Consider the following 25,505-nt stretch of genomic DNA (forward strand, 5'->3'; position numbering starts at 1 on the left):
GAGGCTCTTTGCCACACGGACGCGCTTACCGCGCAGGCTCAAACAATATTACAACCGCACGATTGAGACCCGCTGCATCCCGAAGAACCGCCGTCATGAGCTGAAATACGCCTATTAGACCCACGGCGAGCATGAAAAGCGCCTGGCGGCCGTAGGGACCGCCGGGCGCTTGACCCCCTCAGATGCAATTTCCGAAGCACAACCCTTCTATTTGATGCATTGGGGTCCCGGCTTCATCGGCTGAGACCGTTCCCACCAAGCCACCACTTTCCATACACTGTTGCCGTATTCGTCCAGCCAGGGCATCTCTTTAAGGTCGAGAACAAACTCCCCGCCGACGCGAAACGTGTCAACGACGCCATCCTCCCGCCCTCGTGGAACCCTCATATCCAGGTCAGAGAGAACCACACGGCCGTTGCATCCGGCGATGGGGCTGTCGATCAGGCTTCCCACGACCCAATCGACCGAGATCTTTCCGATCAGGGCATCGTCAAACAAGCCCGAGACCGATTGGATCTCCCGCTCTTTCTTCCAAGAAGGCTGGAGATCGGGATTCCGGGCGACATCGCGCGGGTTGAAATGAAAGATAAAATCATCCGCCAGGAGCGAGTCGTAGAGAACGATGCTCTTTCCTTCGATGGCTTGTTCGATAAAGAGCGGAATCTGCGCCCACGAGGTCGCTCTCAGGGCATTGTCGTTGATGATAGGGCTCTCGGGATCATGCGCGCATGAGAGAGCCGCAAAAGACAGGATAATAAAAAAGAAGCGTTTCATTGTCATCCCTCCTTCAGACAGCGACGACCGGCATGATCCACGCCCCGGCTCCATCTTACTTGCCGGGATGAGGTTTCAACTCGCATGCCTGCTCGTCTAACCCCGGAGAGATAACTCTTAAATCGCTCCTATATTTTCATCGATGGCTTTATTTGCACGCCATCTTTCAATCCCATACTAATCAATTCTGGTGAAGGAGTCGAGAGAGAAAACCAGGAACGACCTTGTTGCGTTCATATCGGTGGAGCGGATGGCGAGGATATCGGGATCCACGAACTGTCTTGAAAGCAGTCCGGCCCAAAAATGTAATTGTTATACTCTCCGCTCTCCTGTGCGGCTTAGTAGCATTGCTATTTCCTTCACGCGGCGAAGGCTTCGGGGGGCTGGTGTAGTACCCGGAATCACAATCTTCACTTGTTCCTCTGCCCGAGTCCCATGCTGAGCCGGTCCACCCGCAACCGATTCGACATCGGGGCGACTTTCCTATATACTTATGGGATAGAGTCGTCATACATCGGTATCGCCGTGCACCGGCGCAAGAGTACCATGGGATTTGGAAATGAAGCGGAACCAACAACCCTCAGTCTTATCTCCGGCCGCGATGCTGGTCTTATTGTTATGCATTTGTCCCTGCCTTGCCGATTCACCCGGTTCACGAAGTGACATTGTTTATCCTGATTGGACATTTCTAACCGAGGATCCTTTTCCACTTTTTGCCCCTGTCGTCAATCCCGTCCTGACCGCCGCGGATGTCACCGATACACCGGCCAGCTTTCTTGCCGATCCCTTTATCATGTTTGTGGATGGGATCTGGTATATGTTTTTTGAGGTCTATCTGACCAATCCTGAGGATGCCAATATCGCCGTGGCGACGAGTCTGAACGGATTCGACTGGACCTATGATCGGCTGGTGCTTCAGGAGGAGGGTATCTTTTCATATCCTCATGTATTTAGATCGAACGGCGACTATTACATGATACCCACGGTGAGTTATGCCGAAGATGTTAAACTCTATCGGGCGGATAGCTTCCCTTACACATGGTCTCAAACAGCTATCTTGGTCGATGGCCACATCATGAGAGATTCCTCCATCCTCTACTATGATGAGACGTGGTGGTTGTTTGTCGGAGGGCAGGGAAGCCGGGATTGCTATCTTTACTATTCAGACAGCCTCGCCACGGGCTGGACGGAACACCCGATGAGCCCGATTATCGCCGATGATCCCAGCAAAGCGCGCCCGGCCGGGAGATTCCTGCTCCTCGACGACAACCGGATCATTCGCTTGGCTCAGAAATGTGATGAAAGTTATGGTGAGGCGGTCCGGGCTTTTGAGGTGGACCTCCTGACGCGGTCCGATTACGCGGAGCATGAAATGCCGGAGAGCCCGGTTCTGGAGAAATACGGCGATGGGTGGGCCCGTTCCGGCATGCATACATGCGATGCCTGGTGGACGGGAGAGTACTGGATCGCGGCGGTGGACGGCTATGGACCCGGCGGGTGGTCGATCGGGATTTATCAATCCAGACCGCTGGCCGCGGCGGATGAGTTTCTTCCCCCGGGAAGCCCGGGGCCGGAGCTTGGACTCATCACGCCCAATCCGGCCTACACAGAAACACAAATCGCTTTGCGGGTACCAGCGGGGATCGAGCAAACTCCCTTGCGATGCTCCATCTATGATCTCTCGGGCCGCCGGGTAAGGACCCTGCTGGATCAATCCAGACCGGAAGGAAGATACACCCTGACATGGGATGGTCAAACGGATTTCGGAAACGCCGCCTCTCCCGGGCAATATTATATCAGGCTTTCCTGGGAGCATAATTACCAAACAGGAAAGATAACGTTCGTAAAATAGATGCGTAAAAAAACGTCAGAGAAATGAGGAGTTGGATGATGGGTAATCTGTGCTCTTACACAATAGGTATCTTCCTTCTCTCGATGTTCCTTTCGTTTCCCTCCTTTGCCGCCGTTTATACCATCAGCCCCGATGGATTGGGAGATTACCCGACGATCCAGGAAGCCGTCACCGGCTGTGATCCGGGGGATATTATAGAGTTGACGGATGGAGTTTTTAACGGAGACGGCAATCGGGATATCGAATATCATGGCAAATCGATTATCGTACGGTCGCAGAGCGGCGACCCCGAATCCTGCATTATTGATTGCGAAGGCAGTGCGGTCGAATATCACCGGGGCTTCTATTTTCTCTATCAAGAAGACGCCGATGCGAGGGTAGAGAATTTAAAGATCATAAATGGCTATGTCAGTGGAGATGACTGAGTGTGCAAATCAGGGGGCGGGATCCTCTGTCGAAATGGTTCAAATCCGACTATCGTTAATGTTCATTTTGTCGATAACTACGGCAGATACGGCGGCGGCTTTTACGCCTATAACGCCGAACCGACCGTTATTGATTGCACATTTTGGAATAATTCCGTCGAGCTGCAAGGAGGCGCCATCCTGTGCACCACGGCATCTCCAATGATCATCGGCTGTACAATTTACGGCAATACGGCGCCCGACCAAGGCGGCGGGCTCTTCGCTGAAGAGGGCTCTTTCCCCGTTCTTGAACGGACAATCATCGCCGGCAGCCTCGATGGGGGATCGGTGTTGAGTTTACCCGGCAGCGCCATCAGTCTCAGCTGCTGCAATATCTATGGGAATGCCGGGGGTGATTGGGTTGCGTGTATCCAGGACCAGTATGGCTTTGACGGTAATATCTACGCGGATCCCCTCTTCTGTCTTCCGGAAGCCGGGGATTTCACGCTGCAATCCGGGTCGTCCTGTCTTTACAGCCATCATCCCGGCGGGTGGGTCTGCGGCCTCATCGGAGCCCATCCGATCGGGTGTCCGGCATCCTCTGTTGCCGACGGTTCTGTCGAGGCCGCGACCTGGGGCGGGCTTAAAGCGCGGATCAATCGCTAGCGCAAATCATAGAGGGATTTTATCATTCCCCATGTATTTGAACGCACCGGTGTTGTGGCGGAGACAAGATCCAGAAAATCGAAACGCGTCCTTCCCTCTATTCCTCCCCGCATCACACGTATAAAATAAAAACCCGGTTCCAAGCAAATCACCTTCTCCGACTGGACCCAGTCGTAGGTGCAGGCTCAGGTCCCTTCACTAAGACCAGGAATGGTGACGAGGGTGTCGGTGACAAGAATCTCGTGTTCATAGGTTCTGTAGGAGATATAATATTCCCGGATAAGCCCCAGGGATCCGGCGCTGCCGATATAATCGACAAAACAGATGGGCTGTTCAACCATCAGCTCATAATCACACCATTGGCCGGGGCGATTAAACCCATCAACCGCCAATAGATTAGAAGCATGCATATCCGGCCAATCCGGGCAAAAAAGCGGATTGTCTAAATCTTCATAATCGATAAGGCTCTCCGCCTCGATGCGGAGAGGGAGTTCTTGAGCGGATGCCGTCATTGCAATCAGGAGACAAAGGGGCAGGGCGGCTAGAAAGAAAGTGTGGGAATTTAATGACCGAATGGAATGATCCCTTGAGTTTTTGAACGGGTTCATCATCGCATCCCTCCTTGGCCGCTGAAAAATCCGGACCTGATTTTCCCTGACGAATCGTCCCATTAAATGACACCAGCAGTATAGGATGAAAATTGCAAAATAGCATCCCCGGATAGACGGCCCTCCATAAAATCTGATTATGGAATTCCATCCAACGGCGATGCGACAACGGCTTGCTCTGCGCCTCGTTAGATGGTACGGATTAACCGGAGGTTGATATCATGAATTCAATTCAGTCGGCCCGGCTCTTCCCGCCCAGGACCCTCTTTGGAATCCCCCGGATTCTTTCCGTTTTTCTTGTTCTCTGGATTGCCGCCTTCGTCTTCGGCGCCGTTCCATCGGCTGCGGCCCTGGAGCCGGGTGATCCCTTTATCGACTTTGAGCTTCCATGGCTCTCGATGGAGGGGTCTTTGGGAATCCGTGATCTGCTCTCGTCCTCCGACATGATTGTCTTGGTGCTATGGAACCGCGGGTGCCCCCATTGTACGGAAGTGGCGCTGGGCCTTGATGATTTCGTGGAGGCGGTCGCTCCCTACGGCGTCGAAGTTGCGGGGATCCTCTTCGGCCCGGATGATCCGCTGAGTCTGGAACTGCTGCTGGAGCGGGAAGAAGTCGACCTCCCGCAGCTCTGGGATGAGCATGCCAGGATCGCCGCGGCCTATGGGCTGGGGATGGAACATCTGGGGGTATTCGTCATCGATTCGAACGGCATCGTTCGAGCGGTTTTTGACCATTCCATTCCAGATCTGACCGATGCGGTTCTGCCGGTGGTTCGGGATCTCTCCCAGCACCCGCAAAACTCCCGAGCGCCGCAGAACGATCCGTCATCAGCCTCCATTCCCGGCATGAGCTTGAACATGGATTTGCCGTCCCTCAGGACCGATGGGCGCTTCCGCTTTCTCAGCACCGAGAATGCGCGGCCGGGCGATCACGGTCTCTATGGCGAATCCTTGGAAAGCGGTGCTCTATTTCTTTACCGTTGGGATCTGAGGCTGCATTGGGGCTTGGCGCGGGGTATCGAATTCGTACCCCTGCTGCGTGTCAGTAATGAAAGTGATGGAATCCTGACGGAAGGTCCGGAGAAGTTCTCAAGCCGGTACGGATCGGCCAGTCTCTATTTTCACCGCCGGCACGTCTCTTCGACATTCGGCGCCTTCAATGCCAGGATATCACCTTTAATTTTACAGAGATGGGATGAAGAGGATGCGCCGCCGCTGGGGGGCGTCTCCGGCTGTGCAACCTGCGGCGCCGGCGCCTCCGGATTAAGCCAGCGGAGTTTGGAGGTGCTGGGTCCTGATTATACATTCGAAGGACTGGCCGTCAAATGCAACCATCGTTATGTTAAAGCTGAAAGCTGGCTGGCCGTGCCCTCGTGGGAAGTGAGTGTTTCGAACACCGCGACCCCCGAAGAAAAATCAGCGGCGCGCTATCGCCGGATTCTATACGGCGGATCGATCGATCTTGGACGTGTAGGTTCCGAAGAACCGATTTTCGGACTTCCGACGCCGTATGGCCTTCGATTCGCCTACCTCAATGTGGGAGAGGACCGAAGAACATCAGGCCTGGAGGGTATTCGTCCATCAAGTGAATGGGACGAGCACTCTTATACATTGATGGCCGGGCTGGGACCCTGGCAGGGGTGTCGCGCGGAAGTCGAACATGTCTGGTGGCGCCTGGCCCTTATCGATCAATGGAGCACCGGCTGGGAAGTGGAGAAGATGAACCGCCGGGCCCTTCGCGCCGGTCTCCGCGGACGATGGCTGATGGGATCAACCGCTGTTTGGATCAAGGCGCACCGGCTCTGGCTCGAGCAGGGATTCGATCCTCTCTATGGCGCCCTATCCTATGATGGAAATCATGAGGGGTGGCGTTTCTCCAGCGGTGTCCAGTTTTTTGACCGGGATGGAGGGAGCCGGGAACGATTGTCGCTTTCGGGCTTCTATCGGGGCACTCAAGAGATAGACGATGAAGAAGCTCCCGGCTTTGGTCTGATGGATAACAGTATCATCAGTTTTTCCCTCACGGGGCGGCCGGTGGGGGATCTCCTGGCAGGAATTCATTTTGTCCATACGGCAACGAACGTTCCGCATCCCTCAATTCCGGATGAGGAGAGCAATGGATACTCCCTCGATTTGAGATGGGAGGGGGTACCCACGGTGGATCCTATTCTTCGTATTGACGCGATTCGCACGGACGACGGATATAAAGAGGTCCGGACCGTCTGGCAAGGATACCTATCGGTCCGCGTTGTCAAATAGCCTTGCCTGCGCTGCTTGACATGGGATGCCAAGGATTTTATAATGGGTCCGTTTCAGTAGATGCTTTTTGAAAAACCAAGAAGAAGGGGTGTTGCCGATGAAATTCAGTTCCAGAAAAGTGGATGATGTCCTTGTGTTCGATCTCAAAGGACCCCTTGAAGGGGGTGAAGAGTCATACAAAATCAAGGATGTGATCAAAGGTGAATTGGACGGCGGCGCAAAGAAGATCCTTCTGAATATGGATAAAGTCAGTTTTGTTAATTCAACCGGTATCGGTATCATCACAGCCGCCTTCGTCAGCATTCAAAATGCCGGCGCTCAGATGAAGATCGCCAATGCCAATGAGAAGATATCGAGAGTCATGATGGTCACGAAATTGCTGGAAGTCTTCGATTCATATTACGAGGAAGACGAGGCTTTAAAGGCTTTTCGGGGCGGTCCATCCTAAGGGTTTCAATCCGGCCGCGCAGGCGAGAGGCTATTCACCGCCTTTCCCGTTGTTGTGGAGTTTTTCCAAAACCCTTCCGAGCCGCCGCTGCGTTTCGGCGGAGTACCAAGCGTCAAGGAAAGGATTGTTATCGGGTTCTTGCTCCATCGACTGATACAATTCCAATTTCATTTGGGATTTCAGCAAGGCCGCCGTCCGTCCCGTTGAATGCGTAAGACGGGCGGCTTCTTTCTCAGCCGCCTCCCTCAATTCTCCGACACCGGCAACCCTGTCCACCATTCCCATCTGTTGGGCATCGCCGGGCGGAAACAGGTCTCCGGTCAGGGTTAAATTTAGGCGGTGAGTGAGGGATTCCAAAGACGTTCTCACCAGGGTGGCGGCAAAAGGGGGGAGTGGAACCCCAAGAGCGGATACCTTCATTCCAATATGGTAAGGCCTTCCTGATGAGGCCAGAGCTTGTTCGGCGATCCGTCGGTCGCAGGCAAGCAGCAGAAGACATCCGGCCCCGACGGCATGGCCATTAACGGCCGCAACCGTCGGCCGGGGACAGCATGCCAAATTAAGAAAGACTTCTTGGAATCGATTTAGAAAAAGATTCAACTCTTCCCGATTGTATGAAGAGAGAATCGAAATGTCTAATCCGGCAGAGAAAAAATCTCCATATCCGGTCAGGATAATCGGCCGGGCCGGGCCTTCCTCTTGTACAATGCTCATTCTCTTCAGAGCGGCATCCAATTGATTGAGAAACTCCGGCCCCACGGCATTCCCCCGGCCAAGGGAGATCTTCACCCAATCCCAATGCGCTTCTTCGGTAATCTCAATCTTCGACATGATCCTGGCTGTTCCTTTCCTCATCCGTCCGGCCTCGTGACCGCAAACGCTCGACCGTATTCCGGACTTCTTCCAGTTGATCCGGTTGGATATAGCGCGATGTCATGGCAGGATCCTCATCATGCGCCCTGAGGATTGTTTCGCCGGCGAGGCGCTTCTCGTGATCGTCGCCCCGCTGACCGGCGATCAGATATAGAAGGTAAACAGGTGGAAGATATCCGGAATTTCGCGCCAGAGCTTCAAGCGTCCAATAGCGGGCCTTGTCCAATTCCCCCGATTCATAGCAGGCGACGGCAAGGTTATACACCATCCGGGGGTCGTCCGGGTATTCCAAAACTCCCTGCTGCAGGACCTCCCGCCGCTGCTCTTGAAGATTGTTGGAATAAAAAAGAAAGGCGGCGTGCATGGGGGGAGGGTGATTCTGATAATAGGGCGCCGGATCATCGGCGATGATATCTTTGATTCTTTGGATCGATGCGTTCCCATGATTGATGGTAATAAAACTCCAGGTATTGCAGAGGGATAGAAAGAGAAGCAGGGTGATAAGCGGTTGACCCGTCTCCTTATACTTTCTATCCCGGATCCAGACAGATGCAAAGAGGATGAGGGGCAGTCCGGTGAAGGCGATGATATCCCAATCCGCCGAACCCAGAACCATCTTCATCAGTACGAGAACAACCACAGGGGGAAAGGCAGCGGCGGCCAGGATCAAGCGTTCGCGGTTTTGATAATCCCCTTTCACCAGGAACCTCAGCAGCAACGGTAGGCCGATGAGCGCCCCCAGCGGCGCGGCCAGGATCAGGCCATTGAGGCGCTCCCACCAAAGGGCCGGTTGCAGCAACGTCAAATCACCCGGGCGGGGGGATGTATATTGATGAAAGAGCTCCGGCATCAAAAGCGGGGACGCCAGGGCGCCGAGAAGAATCATTAACGCGGTGAGGCGCACGGGGCCGGAACGGGGACGCTCCAGAAAATCACTAAAAGGCTCCGAAAAGAAATGTACAAGAAGGAGCAGCAGCGGAAGCGCAAAGAGGGCCGCGATGGCATGGAGCAGAACGGCGATGGCGAAAAAAATAAAGGGAAGCAGGCGGCTCTTTCCCTCAAAGGCCCTGAAAACGGCCGCCAGGGAGAGCGCGATAAAGGCCAGCGCCCAGGAGTAGGCTTCCACATAGCCGCAATAAAATTGCAGGGCCCCGATCGCAAGGAGACCCAGCTGGATGAATCCCCGCTGGTAGGCTGATTTCCCCAGGACCCTCGCCAGAAGGACGGATGCCGCCAGGTAGGGGAGCCCGGCCAGCGTATTGAGGATCGATAGAACCACACGGGGCTCGATTTTTAGGACGGCGGGGATCCATTTCAGGGCCTGATGAAACAGGACCATTGTGCCCCACTCATAGGGGAGATGAATCCCCCGCAGGGCTTGGTCGTATCGGAGCCAATTGTCACCGAGAAAGGCGTATCGGGAGCGGAGGATCCAAAACAAGCCGACGAGCAGAACCGGGATTCCGGTATCCGCGATTCTTTTTCTAAAGGCCGAAGCCCCCCCATCCGCCAGCAGGTGGCCCCACGCCTCAATGCCCCGGCCGAAGAGACGGCCGGCCGGGCTCCAGAGGGTAAGGAGCGCGGCGGAGAGCCAAAATAGAAGCGAAACCGGCAGAGGGAAATAGGTAAGAAAATGAAATCCCCAGTTCCTTAGATGGACCGGCGCCCCGGGTTGATAGACGAGAAGGGCGAGAACCCCCAGGAGGGCCAGGGGGGGCAGGAATCTTCTTATGAGTGATTTCACGGGATATCCGCCCTTCGCCACATCCTCGTCCTGCCTCGACCGCGCCTTTTTCAGCGAGCGATGGATCCAGATGGATAGAATAAGGGGGCAGGCGCGCCCCGCCCAGTCCTAAGCGCCGCCCGATCCCAGGAAAAGGAGAGAACTTCAGTGAGGGCTCCCCTCTGCCGATTATTCCATGGAGGCCCCTGAGATGGGCCCGACGAAATGGAGTCAGAGACCGTGGCGCGATTACTGATACTTGATGACAATACTGAGCTGCTCGAGACCTTCAAGGAACTCCTTGAGCTTCATGGGTATGATATTGTCACGTGTCCATCGGGATTACAGGGCCTCCTGCTCCTGGGGTATGAAAAACCGGATCTGCTGATACTCGATCTCCAGCTCAAAGATTCCGAGGGATTTCAGATCTTCCGAATTCTCCGCGCGGATCCACGCTCTGCCGATCTTCCCGTGCTCTTCGTCTCCGGTGTCTTTCTAGAGAAGGAAGTAAAGATCAAGGATCTCGCGCCGGAGGGAGGGGGCCCGACCGCATTTCTCTCCAAACCCGTCGCCGAAGAGGTCTTGATCGCTGAAGTGGAGCGTCTGCTGGCCCTCTCACGCCGGATGAATAGCGCCGCGTAGGGCTTTACGCCGAATCGTCCGAAACCCCATCCCCACGAATCAGTGACAACGAACCCAACCCTGAACTCTTCCCGCTTGGAGCCAGCCAAACCCTGAGGTAGGATGATGCGTCATGAGTCGCAACTCCTTGAATCCCCCCCCGCATCGCTTGCGAGCGGACGCGGCCCTACTGGGCGTTGCGTTTATATGGGGGATTACCTTCTCCCTCGTGAAAGAAGCGCTGACCGATGGGCCGCCCTGCTTTTTTTTGGCCCTCAGATTCCTCATTGCCACCATCATTCTCTCCCCTTTCACATTAAGGGGGACCGGTTGGCCTTGGCGCAGCGGCGCCCTTCTGGGGATCCTCCTGGCCGCCGGATATATAACCCAGACAATCGGTCTGCAGTCGATCGAGCCGGGACGCAGCGCCTTTCTTACGGGATTGGCCGTCGTTTTTGTTCCGCTGCTCGGCGGACTTTTTCGCTGGGATCGGCTTTCCAGATGGGACCTCTTCGGAACTTTTTTGGCCTGGGTCGGCGTGACCTTTCTCACCGGTTGGATCTTTCATCCCGGCGGACGATGGCAGGTCGGGGATCTGCTGACCCTGGCTTGCGCCGTGACTTTCGCCTTGCACATTCTTGTTGTCGGCCGGAGTTCACCCCGCCATTCAATCCTCCGTCTGACCTGGATTCAGATTGTTACAGCGACGATTCTCCTCGGGGCCGGCGCCTTCATTTTTGAGCCGCAGGCTTTTCAGCAAGCCGGGAACCCGGTGAGCGGCTCGCCGACATTTCTTGGGATAAGCACCCTCTTTCTGTTCGCCGCCGCGGGAACCGGGCTCTTCGCGACGGCCTTGGCCTTTCTCACGCAAATCCGCATGCAACGGGAGACAACACCCACGCATACCGCCGTCATCTTTACGATGGAGCCGGTCTTCGCCGCCCTTTTCAGCATTGTGGTGCGGCACGAGACGGCGGGTCTGGCCGAGATCCTCGGTGCCCTTCTGATCCTCACCGGGATCTTCTCCGTCCAACTGGGCCGGTCGCATCAACAGAATCGAAGAATCAAGTGGCAGAGTATCAAGTAACAGAGAGCGAAAGAATCCTTCGTTCGGGTTGTTCGAAGCGATGGGGATTGATAGCCTTTGGTAGTATTGATTCATACGGCCCCAACGAACCGAACGGCCCGAAGTCGCCCATCCGTCCGTTCCGGCTCACGGATCCGCAACCACCCTCTGGGGGGAGAGATTTGTCACCGTGCTGCCTTTCATTCGGCCGACCATTCGTTTCAGACTCCTCATGGCCTTTGCCGCCTTTCTCATCCTATTGGCCGGATTGTCCTACTGGATCGAACACCAGGCCAGGATTGCCCTCGAGAAAGAACTCGATAGCAAGCTGATCGCCATCGCGGCCGCGGCATCCAATCCGACCATTATCTCCAGTATTCAACTTCCCTTTGTTCTGGATTTCGTCCCTGGGGATGAGAACACGCGAACCTATCGCATCATCCGGGATCGTCTCCACCAGCTCAAAGAATCAACCGGTGTCGAGCGGCTCGGCATGTGGAATTTCGAGGGCCGGATCCTGATCGATTCCGACTCCAGCACGATTGCGGGACTCGGCGGTGTTACGGCGAATCTCTACCGCTCTCACCTGGAGCAGGCCCGTGGGGGAGAAGCCTCCGCCTCTTTTCTCTTCCCGGGCAGGGGCGACCAGGTTTACAAGATGGGTTTCGCGCCGGTGATCCGTGAGGGGATTCCACAGGCGGTGATTGTCGCCGAAGGGAATGCCGGCTTTCTCGCTTCGGCCGGGCGGATGCGGCAGGTTCTCATTTCAGTCGGTCTGGTGGCCCTGCTCCTCGGCGCGCTGGCCGCCTGGGGATTGGCCTCGAGTGTCACGAGCCCCCTCCGGCGGATGGCGCAGGCGGCGCGTCTCATCGGCGGGGGTGATCTGGAGAGCCCGGTCACCACCGCCGGTCCCGGCGAGGTCGGCGAACTCGGCCGTGTCCTCGAGGGGATGCGGCGGGATCTGCAGCACCGCGATCAACAGCTTCGCCTGATGGTGGCCGGCGTGGCGCATGAGATCCGCAATCCCCTGGGGGGATTGGTGCTCTATGCAGACCTTTTGGGACAGGATCCAACGCTGTCGGAAGAGGGGCGGGCGCAGGCGGCGAAGATTCTCAGGGAAGCCAATATCCTGGAGCGCATCGTCGAGGAGTTTAACATTTTCGCCCGTCCATCGGTGCCGGAGCTGGAGTCGATCCGCATGGCCATCCTCTGGGAGGAGGTCCGTCCGCTGGTTGAGGGACGGATGGTCGAAGAGCGGTCGGCGGCGCCCCCGGCCATCAAGTGGGTGGAGGAATGGGAGGCGGATGAATTTTCCGCCGACCGGCGGCAACTGCGACAAATCCTCCTGAATCTTGCCTTGAATGCGGCCGAGGCCTTGGGCGCCGCAGGAGGGATTATCCGGGTGCGGTCCCGCCGGGCGGCCGGTGAGATTGTTTTAGAGGTGGAGGATTCGGGTCCGGGCGTGGATCCCTCAAAGTATGAAGAGGCCCTGGAACCCTTTGTGACAACCAAGGCCAGGGGCGCTGGTTTGGGATTACCGATGGTGCAGCGGCTGGCGCGGGCGCATGGCGGATCGGTGGCGCTGGATCGTAGTGATCTCGGCGGACTGGCTGTTCGTGTCAGATTGCCGCAGGACGGTGATGCGGATTCAAGGGAGTGATGGTATGAGCCACGTTCTTATTGTTGAAGATAATCGAACCTTGGGTGAAGCGATTCGGGATGTCCTTAAAAAGGGCGGCCTTCGAACCCAATTTGTGGAAACGGCTGAAGAGGCCTGGGAGAAGGCCCAGGATCAGTGGCCGGATCTCGTATTAACCGATCTTCGACTTCCCGGCGAAGATGGTTTGTGGCTCCTGGACAAATTGAAGGGACGGAATCCGACCTCGAGCGTCCTTGTTTTGACGGCGCATGGTTCGGTGGAGAAGGCGGTCGAGGCGATGAAGCGCGGCGCCTTCGATTTTCTCACCAAACCGATTCGCATGGATCAGCTCCTGCTCAAGGTGAATCAAGCCCTGGACCTGTCGAGGGAGTACCGGCTTCTGCTGGAGGAGAAATCGCTTCTGCATGAGGAGGTTCATGCGCGCTACAACTTTGGTGAAATCGTCGGGGAGAGTGATGAAATGCGGCGGATCTATGAGCAGATCCGCAAGGTGGCGCCGACCTCGAGTTCCGTTCTGATCTCCGGCGAGAGCGGGACGGGGAAGGAGGTCGTCGCCCGGGCGATCCATCTCAACTCCCAAAGGAAGGACCGCCCCTTTATCCGGGTCAACTGCGGGGCGCTGGCCGAGGGGGTCTTGGAGTCGGAGCTTTTCGGACATGAAAGGGGCGCCTTCACCGGCGCCGTGCGCCAGCGCCGGGGGCGGTTCGAATTAGCGCATGACGGATCGATTTTCCTCGATGAGATCAGTGAGATTCCTCCCTCGATTCAGGTCCGTCTTCTGCGAGTCCTCCAAGAAAGGGAATTTGAGAGGGTGGGGGGTGAGGAGACGATCAAGGTCAATGTCCGGGTGATGGCGGCGACCCATCGCGATCTGAAAAAGTCAGTGAAAGAGGGGAAATTCCGCGAGGATCTCTTTTACCGGCTCTATGTCATCCCGCTTCATATCCCTCCTTTGCGGGAGCGGCGGGGAGATATCCCCAGCCTCTGCGCCCACTTTCTCGAGCGGCTTACAAAAGAACTTGGGAAAAAATCACTGACTATGGATCCCGAGGCACTGCATTTGCTCAATCTATATGATTGGCCGGGCAATGTGAGGGAGTTGGAGAATGTTTTGGAACGTGCCGCCGTCCTCAGTGAGGACGAGAGAATACGGCCCCGGGACCTGCCGTTCCAAGACCAGAAGAGGTCCCAATTGATCCCCCTGCCGGAGGGGATCCCACCCCTCAAAGAAGCGGTGGAAGAGATGGAAAAACAACTCATTAGGAGGGCGGTAGAGAGGGCGAAAGGCATCAAGGAAGAGGCAGCGAGACTGCTCGATTTGAAGCCCAGCACTCTGTACTACAAACTCGAGAAATACGGACTTTTAGAGGGCACATCAGAGAAGGAGTAGCACCTTTGCAGAGGCAGCGTTTCCCCGGAAAATTGCGGATGACCCTCAGGTTTCTGATGGTGTCGATGGCGATTTCGGCTCTTTTGGCCGGATTTTCCCATCTTCATGCCCAGAATGCCGTCCATCCGGCCTCTTTAGAAAGACCGGAGATGTCGCTGGCGATGTCCGACCTCTCCGTACCTGAGACCCTCCAGGGAGACCCCGAGATCCGTCAGGCTTGGTCCATTTGGGTATTGGAGAAGAGCCAGTGGGATTCCCTCGTCATCGAGCGGAATCAACTGGAAATCTCGGCCCACAATTTGGACCTGCGGTTGGCTGAACTCGAAATTGACCCCGCATCCAACGAGCCCAAGAACCGTGTCGCGCATGCCGGCATCCTTGCGGATGGCGAATTGATCCGGGAGGAAGTTGATCGGATTGACGTGGAACTCGTTGTTTCCCGTAATCATCTTCGGGAAACCTCGCTGCGCATTCTGGAGCGGATTGATGCCGCCATCGGGGATCGTAAAGAAACAATCCCCCGAAATGTCCACGATTTTCGTGAAAACCTCTTGGTGTGGCAGGGGATGTCTCCCCTGATTCCCACCATCGAAGTTGAGATAGGCCCCGAAGATACCCCCGATGATTTGCGGGATAAAGCGGCCTATTTGAGAGATCTCGCCGATGGTTTGGATCATCTGGCGGGGGTTTTAGAACGGCGCCTCGAGAGCCTTCGACGGGAAGAGCGTCTCTTAAGAGGGGCCGAGGAACTCTGGGATGAGGCCGACTTCCTCGATGATGGGGGATCCTGGCAGAGCCAGGGAGAGGCGCCTCTCAGATTCCGCATTGAAGGTGCTCACAGCCCAATTAACGCCAAACCGGGGTCCGTCCTCTTCTATACCCCGGATGGCGCTTGGAACCTGGACGATCTACTGGAGGAGCGTCCCACCACAGAAGGAGAGATGCGTCGCGTTCTTGGTATCTTGAGTTCTGCCCAAGAAGAGGTAGCATTCCAGAGTGACTCTGCTCGGGCTCAAGCTGAACGGTTGGAAGAGGAAGCCGTGGAATTGGAAACTCCGTAGGAAGTTACGGGGGCGTATCTATAGTTATAACCGTTGTTCGCTAAGGAGTCCGATCCAAAATCTATCGCGTGTCTTCTGCGCGTGTCTTGTCATCCTATCTGTTGCGCTTCCTTGCGCAAGGGCTGGAAGTTCGCCCTGGCAGGGATCCATACAAGGTGGATGGATCTACGAAACCAATATTCAAGAGGCCCTTGATCACAAGGCCGAAGAAGATGATCTGCTCCTCCGGCTCCTTTGTGATATCCGCCCTCCCCTTGTAAAGGCTCACCGACGGATTGGTTTTAGCACCCGTTTCCGGGGTGGTTTGGATCGGTATGCCCAGCTCATGGAAGAATCACGGTGGCTGGCCGAGGGTCAGATACAGGGACTTTGGGATATCGGAAGAGGGCGGCGTTTGCAGATCACGGGGAGCCTGTTTGATCAATCTTACCCCGACAGTCTGAACAGAGATTATCAGCGCCGGAGAGTTGAAATCAGCTTCCGGAAGACCTTTGAGAGCCGCCTGTCGTTGAGCATTCATGGAGACACCCGGTGGCTGGATTATCGTGAAACCCAGCGCACCGACGAAAAGGGCTGGGGCATCCGCCTGGCCGGAGGCCACCCCCTGAGATGGGGATGGCATGGGGAGGGGACCTTCCGGATCGGCGAAGATCGGTTTGGGCGCAGATCCCTCAAACCCCGCAGAGAACCGGAAGGGGATCATTACGAATACGAGCTGGGACCGGATCAGAAGGATGGCGTGAGAACGGTTGGCCTGTCACTCCGCCGGTTGAGACCCTTCATTTTTCGCACCGGTTATACCCTCACCGCCAGATCCAGTAATAGCTTTGGTTTCTCGCAAATCCGGCATGAGTTCTCCATGCTGGCTTCCCTTGCCCTCCCCTGGACGATGGATCTCCAGATATTGGGGACGTTGCAGTCGGCCCGGTATACCGATAGCGGGATAGATACCGTCTATGTCCTTCGCGCAGGAGAAGATGTGGAAGCGCGGGACGACAACAACTCTCTCACCTTGAGGCTGCGCCGCCCTCTCCGAGATGGGCCGATCATTGAACTGCGTGCCGCTTGGTACCGAAATGAATCGCTTTTGGTCGGGCGGTATTATGACAAGTGGCAGGTCGGATGGGCTTTGCGCTGGGGTTTGCGAAAAGAGGATGATTGAAACAGCGGGAGATTTTTAAGGAAGATAGAGGGATGCCACGGAAATTTGAGGGTCATTGGTGGACAGGTCTCAGAAATTCGTGGATTCTGGACCATGGGAGGCGGTCGAACCGGGATTGCCTCTTGATCGTTGAAGTTTAATTCATTGTGGGAGAACAGGTTATCAGGTTCTTTGGGGCTCTGGATCTAGGGAACTCCCTCAGTCGTCGCTGGCACGACTTTGGCAGTAGTATAGAAACGCGACGCAGCACAGGACACCATGATTGACATCCGCAGAACAATCATCTGGGTGATCCTCCTCGGTGCCGGGGGATTCCTCATCAGTTGTGATGAGGGACCCCCGGTTCCCATTTCCCCAGAGACCACATGGACATCCCTTCGCTATCACGAGTACGGAGTTGAGGGCTCCGTGGATCTCGTATTGGATCACAATGGCAATATCGATGTGACCGATCTGCGCGATGGTAAGACGATCGCTCAGGATGGCTATCTGTCCAAAGGCTCTGTTGTTGAAATTGATAAACTCGTCGCTGCGGTGGAACCTGTGCCAAGTCGCGCTGAGGTTCCATGTTCTGAGGGCCCACGCTTTTTTGTCAGCATCATCCAGGATGATATGGTTCTCTCGTTTGGAGGGAGCCCCTGCCAGCCGGTCCCGGAGAATCAGGCGGCTCTCGCTGAAACTCTGGGCCGGATCGCCGGTTATCAATCCACCTTCAGGCCGATCGTCTATCATTCGATCGATCAAGGGCGTGGTCATTTGAAACCGGGCCACTATATTCTAAGAAGCCAGGATGATGTCAGTCGGACGCTGCAAGAGCTATCACCAAGCCAGCCGGTCATCTGGCCTTCGATTCGTTTCACAGAGGAGATGATCCTCGGGGTCGTCGGCGAGTGGGATCTTCTCGCGATTCAAGTGAGAGATCTCTCTTTGACCGAGGATGGCCAAGTGAAAATGACAGTGCTTGAGACGATTCCGTATGAATCGTGCCATATTGATGATGGATATCCTTTTCACTTCGTTCGTTTGCCGGTGAACCACGGCGATCTATTTATCGAACGAGAGACGGAAAAGGTGCCCTGTGGGGATTTTTAGTTTCCGGGATGGCATCCCCCAATCGGGAACATAATCCCAGGAATATGTTTCCGGCATGCTCGGAAGGGTCCCTTGGGCTCTTCCGGTCATGAGGGTTTCGAGCCGGATTCTGTTGGTCCGGATCTAGTGTTGGATTGACTGGAAGGGAGATCGTAGCAGTCAACTAGTTGTGGCCACGTTGGTTTGCAGCAACGCTGGCTGCCCAACTCCATTGCTCGCACAAGCATGAGGGGGCCCCTTTCAGTCAAGAGTGTCTTCGCCGGGTTCTTCGGAATCCGGCGAAGCCTTTTTTTGAGATTATCCAACAGCCGATCAAGACGACGGCGCATCCGCGGCGCCGATGGGGAATCGGCTTCCAAAAATCTCTCTCCAAAAGGCCTCCTGTTTGGATGTCTGCGTCGCCCGCCAGAAGAGATGCCCGCATCGTTCACACCGGCCGATCCACCGTGTCGACGCCACCACATAATCCGGCACCGCGCCTCGGAATTTTTCGGGGGAATGACGGTTCAGTGGGCCTCCGCACCGGATGCAAAGGGTCCAAGGTCGCAGGATCCGGTTGATTTTGGCGATACGATCCAGATCGCGAAGTTGATCGCCGACCCGATCTGATTTCAGTAGGATCGTCGGAGGGAGGAAGGAGAGATCCCGATCGGCGAGGAGACGATGGGAACGTGTGAGAAGGATGGGTGGGGGTTCTTTCGGAAGCCGCCCTCCGCTGAAGATCGACGTCTCACATCCCAGGGCCCGGAGTTCACGCCCCAGACGAACCACCGTCTCGTCACAGACCCAGATAGAAGGCTTGTGAAAAAAAGGGAGAAAGGCTAGGATGGCTCCATTCTGCCGGAAAGGTTTGGAACCAGGGAGGGTTGGGATTGACATATCTTAGAATCCTATGGGTTGTGTGGCTCCTGGTCCCCATGGGGCTGGCAGCCCAGGAAGTTCCGACGGCCGCGATAGATCCCCCCAATATCAAACCCAATAACATTCTCGTTCAAGATGCTCCTAACGACAATGGCGGGGCTTTGCGCATCACATGGGAAATTCCCGCCTCGCTCCCTGAAACAGCTGAGCGAATTGAGCTGTTGCGCCAACGATTCCTAGAGGGGCAACCGGAGGGAGAGGTCGAGATCGCGGCTCAGCTGCCACCGATCATGATGGAGTATAATGATTCGGGCTTGGAGGATGGTTATAGTTATACCTATGCCGTCCGATTCAACGGGCCGATGGGGGCCGGTCCTGAAATGTGGAGCCAGCTGCCGGTCAAACCGACAGCGCAATGGTTCCACACCGCGAAGTTTTATCTGCTTATGATCCTGATCTTCCTTTCCGGTGCCATTCTCATTTCCTTGCAGATGGCCGCGCGGGGTAAAAAGTTCTTTATCCGCAAGATCGCGGGACTCGACGCGGTGGAAGAGGCCGTGGGGCGCGCCACGGAGATGGGCAAATCGGTACTTTTCATCCCCGGTATCCAGGATTTGGATAATGTCCAAACCGTGGCGGGACTGACGATTCTCGGATCCATCGCCAGACTCACCGCAAAATACGAGGCAGAGCTGCATGTTCCCGTTTCCCGTTCGCTCGTGATGAGCACCGCCCGGGAAACGATCAAAGAAGCTTATACAACAGAGGGGCGTCCCGATCTCTACTCCGAAGAGATGGCGCATTATCTCACCGATGAGCAGTTCGGATATGTCGCCGCCGTCGACGGTATCATGGTGCGTGAGAAGCCGGCCGCCTGTTTCTATATGGGCGCCTTTTTCGCCGAGAGCCTCATTCTCGCCGAGACGGGAAACTCGATCGGCGCCATCCAGATCGCCGGGACAGCGATGCCGACACAGCTGCCTTTCTTCGTCGCCGCCTGTGACTATACATTAATTGGCGAGGAATTGTTTGCCGCGTCGGTGTATCTCTCGCAGGACGCCCGCGCCATCGGCTCACTGAGGGGTCAGGATCTGGGGAAGGTTCTCGCAATGGTGGCCATTTTGATCGGGGCGGTCTTTGAGACGATCAGCCGCTTGAGTGACGGCTCCGGGGTCGCCACGACGGTCGCGGAGTTCCTGAAGGACATGTTCAGTACGACATTTTAGCCGAGACAAGAAAGGAGATAGGGAGAGGTGTATACACTCAGGGTGCTCATCCCGACTCTCATAACATTCATTGTGGGAATTGTGCTTGTCGCGGCGATATTTATCCCGCGCTCGCCGTTCCGGGAGATGGATCAGCATTTCTCCACCTATTTTGATATTGTCGCCGCCTTTGCCTTTATTCTCGGCGGCGGTAATCTTGTGAGAATGCACGGTGATAAGGTCTATCGGAAGGCGAGGGATTGGCCGTTCAGTATTGTCGTCCTGGTGGGTTTTTTGGGAACCCTTATCTTCGGTCTTTTGAAATTGAGAATGAATTTCACCATCGTTCCCGCCGGTGATTACATCGGGACCGGAACCTGGTTTAAATTTATCTTCGACTCGATGTTCACACCGCTGTCAGCCGCCATGTTCAGCCTTCTCGGTTTCTTTGTCGCGTCGGCTTCTTATCGCGCTTTTCGCGCGAAAACCCGCGAGGCGACGCTTCTGCTCGTCTCGGCTTTTATTATTCTTTTGGGGCGCACTCCGATGGGGCACTATATAACGGGTTGGCTTCCCGATTCCCTCAGCTGGTTGGACATTCCGAATCTCAGCAACTGGATTCTGTCATTCCCCAACGCCGCCGGGCAGCGGGCGATCATGATCGGTATCGCTCTGGGGATTGTCTCCACGTCGTTGAAGCTCATCTTGGGTATGGAGAGAACCCACTTGGGTGGGGAGGAGTAACAATGGCCGAGGTCAAAAAAGACTGGATCTATAAACTGGGCCGCCTCGACCGACGGATCATCTTTTTTCTCATCTTCCTGGCTGTCGCTCTCCCATTATTGTTGAACTTGGTTCTGCCGGTGCATACCAGCCCCATTGTCGATCGTCTTTTCGACAAGATCGAATCCTTGCCGCCTGGATCGAAGGTTCTCCTATCCCTTGATTACGGTCCGGCGACGGCGCCTGAGAACCAGCCGATGGCCGAGTCGATGGCGCGCCATGCCCTCGAGCGGGATCTCAAATTGTACATTATGTCCCTCTGGGCGACCGGTCCCGGACAGGCCGTGCTTTTGATCGATATGCTCGGCCGTGAATTTCCCGATAAGGTTCAGGGCGAGGACTGGGTTAATATCGGTTACAAGGCCGGGAATCAGGGTCTCATCAACGCCATTCTTCTCGATATGAAAGCGATGTACACAACCGATGTCAACGGAACGTCGGTCGACGACATTCCAATGATGGCCGATGTTGAGAACCTCACCGATATGCACCTCATCGCCGGGATCGGATCAGGATTCCCCGGGCTGAAGGAATGGGTTCAGTTCGCGGGCGACAGGGGCGATATTCCCGTCGGCGGCGGTGTGACGGCGGTGGAGGCGCCGCTGCTCTATCCCTATTACCCGAGCCAATTGCTTGGTTTGATGGGAGGGCTGCAGGGCGCCGCCGAGTATGAAGCGGCCTTGATTCGGACGTACCCAAAATTCAAAGAGACGGCGGTCAACGCCGTGGAGCTGATGGGCCCGCAGGCGGTCGCCCATACCGTTATCGTCCTTTTCGTTCTGATCGGTAATATCACATTCTTTATCGAGAGACGAAGAGAGAGAAAAATATAGGACGCCGCGCCGCCGGGTGTCAGTCGAACGGCGCGATAATTCGGCAAGGAAACAAGGATGCAGCTCTCATCAAGTGTGGAAATCTGGATCGGCGCTCTACTGACGATCATGATCTTCAGCTTCCTATTCAAGGATAATATCTTCTACAAATTCGCCGAGCACCTCTTTGTCGGTGTCAGTGCGGCTTACTGGATGGTGGTCGGGTTCCACACGACGATCATGCCCAATCTTATCGCCAAGATCTGGCCCTCCCTGGTTGTGCGCGTTCTTCCCGCCGCTGCGGGAAATCAACCCGAATACCATTATCTCATACCGCTGATCTTCGGTATGCTGCTGCTGACGCGCTTGATCAAGAAGATCAGTTTTCTCTCCCGCTGGGCAATGGGCCTGGTGATCGGCTATGCCGCCGGTACAAACCTCATCCGCTATATGCAAAGCGATTTCATGAGCCAGATTTCGTCGACGATGAAACCGCTGATTGTCGTCAATGAGGGGGTTTTCGCTTTCGGCGCATCGCTCAGCAATATCGTCCTCTTCTTTGGCGTTATCTGCGGGCTTGTCTATTTCTTTTTCAGCAGTGAACACAAGGGGATCCTTTTGCCGGCCAGCCGTGTCGGCATCTGGGTTCTCATGGTCACCTTCGGCGCTTCATTCGGTTATACGGTGATGGCGCGTATCAGTCTTCTCACCGGCCGGGTGCAGTTTCTATTGAGGGATTGGCTAGGGATTATACAGTAAGTCTTGATTCATTCCCCCCGCAGCTGAATCGCGACGCGGCGCTGGCGGGGGCCGTTGTCAAAATCAATAAGCAAAATCTGCTGCCAGGTTCCCCGGATCAACCGCCCGCCGGCCACAGGAATCTCAAGATGCGCCCCGAGCAGGGCGGCGCGGACATGGGAGAATCCATTCCCGTCACCCCAGCGCCGGTCATGCGCGTAGGTTATATCGGTGGGCGCCAAACGTTCGATCGCATCCCGCAAATCCTGCAAGGCGCCCGCTTCGTACTCAATTGTCGTGAGCGCAGCGGTCGAACCCGGAACAAAAAGAAGAACCGATCCTTCCTTCAAGCCGGAAGAGGTGAGGAGCCGCTCTACACCCGGCGTCAGATCCAGCATGTCGCAATAACCACGTGTGTCCACTTGTATGAATTCGGTTCTTATCATTGTGATTCCCCTGTTGATTGTTCTCTTTCGGTCCATTCCTTGGGATCGATTTTCAAGAGGTCACACAAAAGTTTTCCGGTTGCATCGATCATCTGCTCCACCGTGAACTTCTCCCGGCAGATTTTTTGCCCTTCCTCGCCCATCCGCTTCCGCTGCTCCGGATCTTTTAAAACCAATGTTAAAGCCGCCGCGAGGGCGCCGGCGTCTCCATGCGGCACCAAAAGACCATTCCGCCCATCTTCGATCATTTCAGCCAACGCCCCGACACGGGTCGCCACAACGGGGATTCCTTTGTCCATGGCTTCGAGCAGTGAGAGGGGGAGGGTCTCGACACGGGGATGGCTCGAAAGGACCGCCACGTCGAGTCCGGCCATCAACTCTCTTGCGTCCCGCCGGAGACCCAGAAAACGGATCGCGCGGTCCAGCCCCAGGTCCCCCGCCACACGCTCGAGTTCCTTGCGCCGGGTCCCCCCCCCAATCACCCACAGCTCTGCATCAGGGATAATCTTGCGTATCGTGGACAGCGCTTCAAAGAGCATCTCGTGATTCTTCTCAGGGCGGAGAACGGCGATGATGCCGATCACGGGGGTTTTCTCTGAAACACCCATGCGGACTCGGATGGCGGCGCGTTGACGAGCGCGCTCCCCGGCATCCGGCGACTCGAGGGAGATCCCATTGTAAATGACGGTCATTTTCTCCACCGGAAGCCCCTCTTCCCGGTGGAGATATTCCTTTTGCGCTTCGGCGATGGTGACAATCGATTTGATCCAGGGCATAACGAGGCGGATCGGTCTCCGGACACTGGGCCGCCCGCCCCATAGTCCCATGCTGTGGACCGGAACGATGCGGACACGGGCGGGCGCAAGGAAAGAGGCCAGGGTTGTGTAAAAGACGGCATGGGGATGATCGAGAAAGTAGATCGCCTCAAAATTCCCCTGGCGGAGGAGCCGGGCGATTCGGAAGGGGACCAGGGGATCCATCCGGCCCGATCCGGTGAGTTCCGAGTGCGCCGGAATCCCCAGATCGCGGATCTCTTCACCAACCTCTCCCAGTTCCCGGAGGGCGAGCAACTCGATCTGAAAGGGGGGACGGTTCAGACCCTTCGCCAGATAATAGAGGATTCGTTCCGCCCCGCCGGTGACAAAGGTCGATCCGGCGAGAAGGATAGGGTGGCGTTTCGCGCTCAAGTGGCGTCCCTCCAAAGGATTCAAGGTTTATTCTCCGGCTATCATGCTTCATCCAGGCTCTGAAGACGAGTCGAATTTCCAACCCGAATTTCCGGCCGGTTTCTCTCACGCAACCTCTGGCCCCGCGCCCCGGCGCGCGTTATCCTTGACTGGTCCCTCCGCCGCCCATAGCGTGTTCGCAATCCGGACCCTTTTTGGTTACCCTGGCGGAGTCATCTCAGGAAAACAGAATCCGGACCATTGTTCGGCCCGCAAGGAGTTTGGAATGATACGGACCCTGCTCACGCGCCAGGATGCGGAAGCCCCCCAGTTTCAGGAGGTTCGCGTCCGCCTGCCCAATTTCGACGGTCCGCTTGATATGCTGCTGTACCTCATCAAGAAGGATCGGATCGAGATCACCGATATCTCAATCTCACGGATTACCCGGCAGTATCTAACCCATTTGGAATTGATGAAGGTTCTCAATATGGAGGTCGCCGGCGAGTTTCTCGTCATGGCGGCCACCCTCATGCGGATGAAATCCCAGATGCTGCTCCCCCGGCCTGAGTTGTTCGATGAGGATGGGGATGAGCCGTTGACCCAAGAGGAACTCATGGAGCGCCTGCTGAGGTACCATACCATCAAGGCGGCCGCACAAGACCTCAAGGAGCGTGAGGAGATGGCGCGTCACGTTCATCCGCGGGGGCATATTTCACAATTGCCGGAGGATTATATATTACCCCTGAAACCGGTGAGCCTTTATACAATGGCGCAGGCGCTGCAAGATTTGCTCTCCCGCGCTGAGGATGAACCGACCCGGCATGAAGTGCAGATAGAAGATGTCCGGCTTGAAGATCAAACCGATTTGATTAAAAAACGCCTGGAAGAGGGAGGGGGGCGGATGCTCTTCCGCGACCTCTTTACTCCTCCCTACCGTCCGATTGAAGTTGCTGTGACATTTCTTTCGCTTCTGGAGCTTTGCCGCATGCAAATTCTTCTCATTTGCCAGCTATGGACCGAGGGAGATATCTGGATCCTCGACCGCCGTCCATCAACCCAAGTGGTCTCATCCGATGCATCTTCCAGCACCGACACGGAGACGGAGGAGGTTCTCAGCGAATGAAGGGATCCCTAAAGGCGAGTTTGGAAGCTCTCCTCTTCGCCAGTCATCATCCATTATCAATAGATGCCGCCGCGGAGGCCATGGATCTTGATAAACAGACGATCAAGGACGCGCTGGGAGAAATGATTCAAGATTTCGAATCCTCGGAGCGGGGTGTTCATCTTGTCGAAGTAGCCGGCGGATGGCAGATTTTGACCCGCCCCGAGCAGGCGCCCTATGTCGAAAAGCTTCTCATCGGCCGCCGCCGCGCTCGGTTGAGCCGCGCCTCGTTGGAAACCCTGGCGGCCATCGCCTATAACCAGCCCATCACCAGGGGGGAGATAGATACTTTGCGAGGGGTTGATTCTTCGGGCGCCTTGCGGACGATTCTCGAACGGGATCTTGTCGCGGTTAAAGGTAAATCGGATCGTATCGGGCGGCCGCTCATCTATGGGACGACGGCGACTTTTTTGGAATATTTCGGCCTGCCGTCCATAAATGACCTGCCCCAATTAGAGGATTTCGCCGCGCTGGTCGACCGGGATGCCGTGGAGGAAGAGGTCTCTTCGGCTGAAGCGGGCGATGCAGCGGCCCAGGAAGCTTCTCATGATGAAGATGCTGAAGCTCCAGAGATAGAAAATGATGATGAGGCCGTTGAATTGGAAGCCGGATTAGAAGCGTTGGATTTCGAGGAAGAAGTCCAGGAAAGCCCACCCCCATCCCCCTAAGGTACC

25 protein-coding genes are annotated in these 25,505 nt (G+C 55.9%); 18 read left to right on the forward strand and 7 right to left on the reverse strand.

Annotated features, from left to right (window positions below; genetic code table 11):
* Positions 1-207 precede the first annotated feature (207 nt).
* Complete coding sequence (locus tag KJ970_09715) at positions 208-774, reverse strand: hypothetical protein (GenBank protein MBU2691194.1); 567 nt, start codon at positions 772-774, stop codon at positions 208-210.
* A 559-nt stretch (positions 775-1,333) separates the two neighbouring features.
* Here KJ970_09715 and KJ970_09720 point away from each other — a divergent pair.
* From KJ970_09720 to KJ970_09730, 3 genes are read left to right on the forward strand one after another with little or no spacing between them, the layout of a single operon-like run.
* On the forward strand, positions 1,334-2,626 hold the full coding sequence (locus KJ970_09720) for a hypothetical protein (protein ID MBU2691195.1): 1,293 nt from the start codon (positions 1,334-1,336) through the stop codon (positions 2,624-2,626).
* Positions 2,627-2,661: 35 nt separating this feature from the next.
* A complete protein-coding gene (locus KJ970_09725) occupies positions 2,662-3,051 on the forward strand; it encodes a hypothetical protein (protein ID MBU2691196.1) in 390 nt (129 codons plus the stop codon).
* On the forward strand, positions 3,052-3,696 hold the full coding sequence (locus tag KJ970_09730) for a right-handed parallel beta-helix repeat-containing protein (protein ID MBU2691197.1): 645 nt from the start codon (positions 3,052-3,054) through the stop codon (positions 3,694-3,696). It begins immediately after the preceding gene.
* 185 nt (positions 3,697-3,881) lie between these two features.
* Here KJ970_09730 and KJ970_09735 read toward each other — a convergent pair whose 3' ends face one another.
* Positions 3,882-4,307 carry a hypothetical protein gene (locus KJ970_09735; protein ID MBU2691198.1) on the reverse strand — a complete coding sequence of 142 codons (426 nt, stop codon included), beginning with the start codon at positions 4,305-4,307 and terminating at the stop codon, positions 3,882-3,884.
* Between the two features lie 218 nt (positions 4,308-4,525).
* Here KJ970_09735 and KJ970_09740 point away from each other — a divergent pair, with 218 nt between their 5' ends.
* Both KJ970_09740 and KJ970_09745 read left to right on the forward strand, forming a co-directional pair.
* A complete protein-coding gene (locus KJ970_09740; GenBank protein MBU2691199.1) occupies positions 4,526-6,562 on the forward strand; it encodes a peroxiredoxin family protein in 2,037 nt (678 codons plus the stop codon).
* 97 nt (positions 6,563-6,659) lie between these two features.
* On the forward strand, positions 6,660-7,010 hold the full coding sequence (locus tag KJ970_09745; GenBank protein ID MBU2691200.1) for an STAS domain-containing protein: 351 nt from the start codon (positions 6,660-6,662) through the stop codon (positions 7,008-7,010).
* A gap of 30 nt (positions 7,011-7,040) precedes the next feature.
* Here KJ970_09745 and KJ970_09750 read toward each other — a convergent pair whose 3' ends face one another.
* On the reverse strand, positions 7,041-7,865 hold the full coding sequence (locus tag KJ970_09750; protein MBU2691201.1) for an enoyl-CoA hydratase/isomerase family protein: 825 nt from the start codon (positions 7,863-7,865) through the stop codon (positions 7,041-7,043).
* Positions 7,828-9,627, reverse strand: coding sequence for a hypothetical protein (locus tag KJ970_09755; protein MBU2691202.1), 1,800 nt, complete (start codon positions 9,625-9,627; stop codon positions 7,828-7,830). Before KJ970_09755 ends, KJ970_09750 begins: the two co-directional genes overlap by 38 nt.
* Positions 9,628-9,846: 219 nt before the next feature.
* Between KJ970_09755 and KJ970_09760 the strand changes: the two genes are divergently transcribed.
* The 7 genes from KJ970_09760 to KJ970_09790 all read left to right on the forward strand — a co-directional run bounded on the left by KJ970_09760 (position 9,847) and on the right by KJ970_09790 (position 17,658).
* Positions 9,847-10,248: a response regulator gene (locus tag KJ970_09760; protein ID MBU2691203.1), complete on the forward strand. Its 402-nt coding sequence runs from the start codon at positions 9,847-9,849 to the stop codon at positions 10,246-10,248.
* Positions 10,249-10,360: 112 nt separating this feature from the next.
* Complete coding sequence (locus KJ970_09765) at positions 10,361-11,314, forward strand: DMT family transporter (GenBank protein ID MBU2691204.1); 954 nt, start codon at positions 10,361-10,363, stop codon at positions 11,312-11,314.
* A gap of 169 nt (positions 11,315-11,483) precedes the next feature.
* Positions 11,484-12,953: a HAMP domain-containing protein gene (locus tag KJ970_09770; protein ID MBU2691205.1), complete on the forward strand. Its 1,470-nt coding sequence runs from the start codon at positions 11,484-11,486 to the stop codon at positions 12,951-12,953.
* 4 nt (positions 12,954-12,957) lie between these two features.
* Positions 12,958-14,343 (forward strand): sigma-54 dependent transcriptional regulator, encoded by a 1,386-nt coding sequence (locus KJ970_09775; protein MBU2691206.1) that lies wholly within the window; start codon positions 12,958-12,960, stop codon positions 14,341-14,343.
* 38 nt (positions 14,344-14,381) lie between these two features.
* On the forward strand, positions 14,382-15,404 hold the full coding sequence (locus KJ970_09780; protein MBU2691207.1) for a hypothetical protein: 1,023 nt from the start codon (positions 14,382-14,384) through the stop codon (positions 15,402-15,404).
* Positions 15,405-15,729: 325 nt separating this feature from the next.
* Entirely contained in the window at positions 15,730-16,566 is an 837-nt protein-coding gene (locus KJ970_09785) for a hypothetical protein (GenBank protein MBU2691208.1), read from the forward strand.
* A 288-nt stretch (positions 16,567-16,854) separates the two neighbouring features.
* Positions 16,855-17,658: a hypothetical protein gene (locus KJ970_09790; GenBank protein MBU2691209.1), complete on the forward strand. Its 804-nt coding sequence runs from the start codon at positions 16,855-16,857 to the stop codon at positions 17,656-17,658.
* A 312-nt stretch (positions 17,659-17,970) separates the two neighbouring features.
* Here the strand turns inward: KJ970_09790 and KJ970_09795 are convergent, their stop codons facing one another.
* The gene (locus KJ970_09795) at positions 17,971-18,537 is read right to left on the reverse strand and encodes a Mut7-C RNAse domain-containing protein (GenBank protein MBU2691210.1); all 567 of its coding nucleotides are present in this window, start codon (positions 18,535-18,537) and stop codon (positions 17,971-17,973) included.
* Between KJ970_09795 and KJ970_09800 the strand changes: the two genes are divergently transcribed.
* From KJ970_09800 to KJ970_09815, 4 genes are read left to right on the forward strand one after another with little or no spacing between them, the layout of a single operon-like run.
* On the forward strand, positions 18,531-19,745 hold the full coding sequence (locus KJ970_09800; protein ID MBU2691211.1) for a hypothetical protein: 1,215 nt from the start codon (positions 18,531-18,533) through the stop codon (positions 19,743-19,745). The genes KJ970_09795 and KJ970_09800 overlap by 7 nt on opposite strands.
* 27 nt (positions 19,746-19,772) lie before the next feature.
* Positions 19,773-20,468, forward strand: coding sequence for a DUF4149 domain-containing protein (locus KJ970_09805; GenBank protein ID MBU2691212.1), 696 nt, complete (start codon positions 19,773-19,775; stop codon positions 20,466-20,468).
* A 2-nt stretch (positions 20,469-20,470) separates the two neighbouring features.
* Positions 20,471-21,340: a hypothetical protein gene (locus KJ970_09810; GenBank protein ID MBU2691213.1), complete on the forward strand. Its 870-nt coding sequence runs from the start codon at positions 20,471-20,473 to the stop codon at positions 21,338-21,340.
* A 57-nt stretch (positions 21,341-21,397) separates the two neighbouring features.
* Entirely contained in the window at positions 21,398-22,078 is a 681-nt protein-coding gene (locus KJ970_09815; protein MBU2691214.1) for a hypothetical protein, read from the forward strand.
* Between the two features lie 8 nt (positions 22,079-22,086).
* On the opposite strand, the gene KJ970_09820 is transcribed toward KJ970_09815, so the two are convergent.
* Positions 22,087-22,503 carry a secondary thiamine-phosphate synthase enzyme YjbQ gene (locus tag KJ970_09820; protein ID MBU2691215.1) on the reverse strand — a complete coding sequence of 139 codons (417 nt, stop codon included), beginning with the start codon at positions 22,501-22,503 and terminating at the stop codon, positions 22,087-22,089.
* Complete coding sequence (locus KJ970_09825) at positions 22,500-23,690, reverse strand: glycosyltransferase (GenBank protein ID MBU2691216.1); 1,191 nt, start codon at positions 23,688-23,690, stop codon at positions 22,500-22,502. Before KJ970_09825 ends, KJ970_09820 begins: the two co-directional genes overlap by 4 nt.
* Positions 23,691-23,955: 265 nt before the next feature.
* On the opposite strand from KJ970_09825, the gene KJ970_09830 reads away from it, so the two are divergent.
* Positions 23,956-24,792, forward strand: coding sequence for a segregation/condensation protein A (locus KJ970_09830; protein ID MBU2691217.1), 837 nt, complete (start codon positions 23,956-23,958; stop codon positions 24,790-24,792).
* Positions 24,789-25,499: an SMC-Scp complex subunit ScpB gene (gene scpB / locus KJ970_09835; protein ID MBU2691218.1), complete on the forward strand. Its 711-nt coding sequence runs from the start codon at positions 24,789-24,791 to the stop codon at positions 25,497-25,499. The genes KJ970_09830 and scpB overlap by 4 nt, the downstream gene beginning before the upstream one ends.
* Positions 25,500-25,505: the final 6 nt, after the last annotated feature.

Source organism: Candidatus Eisenbacteria bacterium, from assembly GCA_018831195.1.
GTDB lineage: Bacteria > Eisenbacteria > RBG-16-71-46 > CAIMUX01 > JAHJDP01 > JAHJDP01.

Bases quoted from the DNA above. Each gene is read 5' to 3' on its own strand.
- KJ970_09775 (MBU2691206.1), top strand. From the start codon at position 12,958: ATGAGCCACGTTCTTATTGTTGAAGATAATCGAACCTTGGGTGAAGCG.
- KJ970_09740 (MBU2691199.1), top strand. From the start codon at position 4,526: ATGAATTCAATTCAGTCGGCCCGGCTCTTCCCGCCCAGGACCCTCTTT.
- KJ970_09785 (MBU2691208.1), top strand. From the start codon at position 15,730: ATGGAAGAATCACGGTGGCTGGCCGAGGGTCAGATACAGGGACTTTGG.
- KJ970_09720 (MBU2691195.1), top strand. From the start codon at position 1,334: ATGAAGCGGAACCAACAACCCTCAGTCTTATCTCCGGCCGCGATGCTG.
- KJ970_09815 (MBU2691214.1), top strand. From the start codon at position 21,398: ATGCAGCTCTCATCAAGTGTGGAAATCTGGATCGGCGCTCTACTGACG.
- KJ970_09820 (MBU2691215.1), bottom strand. From the start codon at position 22,503: ATGATAAGAACCGAATTCATACAAGTGGACACACGTGGTTATTGCGAC.
- KJ970_09745 (MBU2691200.1), top strand. From the start codon at position 6,660: ATGAAATTCAGTTCCAGAAAAGTGGATGATGTCCTTGTGTTCGATCTC.
- KJ970_09750 (MBU2691201.1), bottom strand. From the start codon at position 7,865: ATGAGGAAAGGAACAGCCAGGATCATGTCGAAGATTGAGATTACCGAA.
- KJ970_09795 (MBU2691210.1), bottom strand. From the start codon at position 18,537: ATGTCAATCCCAACCCTCCCTGGTTCCAAACCTTTCCGGCAGAATGGA.
- KJ970_09780 (MBU2691207.1), top strand. From the start codon at position 14,382: ATGACCCTCAGGTTTCTGATGGTGTCGATGGCGATTTCGGCTCTTTTG.
- KJ970_09830 (MBU2691217.1), top strand. From the start codon at position 23,956: ATGATACGGACCCTGCTCACGCGCCAGGATGCGGAAGCCCCCCAGTTT.
- KJ970_09735 (MBU2691198.1), bottom strand. From the start codon at position 4,307: ATGATGAACCCGTTCAAAAACTCAAGGGATCATTCCATTCGGTCATTA.
- KJ970_09725 (MBU2691196.1), top strand. From the start codon at position 2,662: ATGATGGGTAATCTGTGCTCTTACACAATAGGTATCTTCCTTCTCTCG.
- KJ970_09765 (MBU2691204.1), top strand. From the start codon at position 10,361: ATGAGTCGCAACTCCTTGAATCCCCCCCCGCATCGCTTGCGAGCGGAC.
- KJ970_09715 (MBU2691194.1), bottom strand. From the start codon at position 774: ATGAAACGCTTCTTTTTTATTATCCTGTCTTTTGCGGCTCTCTCATGC.
- KJ970_09810 (MBU2691213.1), top strand. From the start codon at position 20,471: ATGGCCGAGGTCAAAAAAGACTGGATCTATAAACTGGGCCGCCTCGAC.
- scpB (MBU2691218.1), top strand. From the start codon at position 24,789: ATGAAGGGATCCCTAAAGGCGAGTTTGGAAGCTCTCCTCTTCGCCAGT.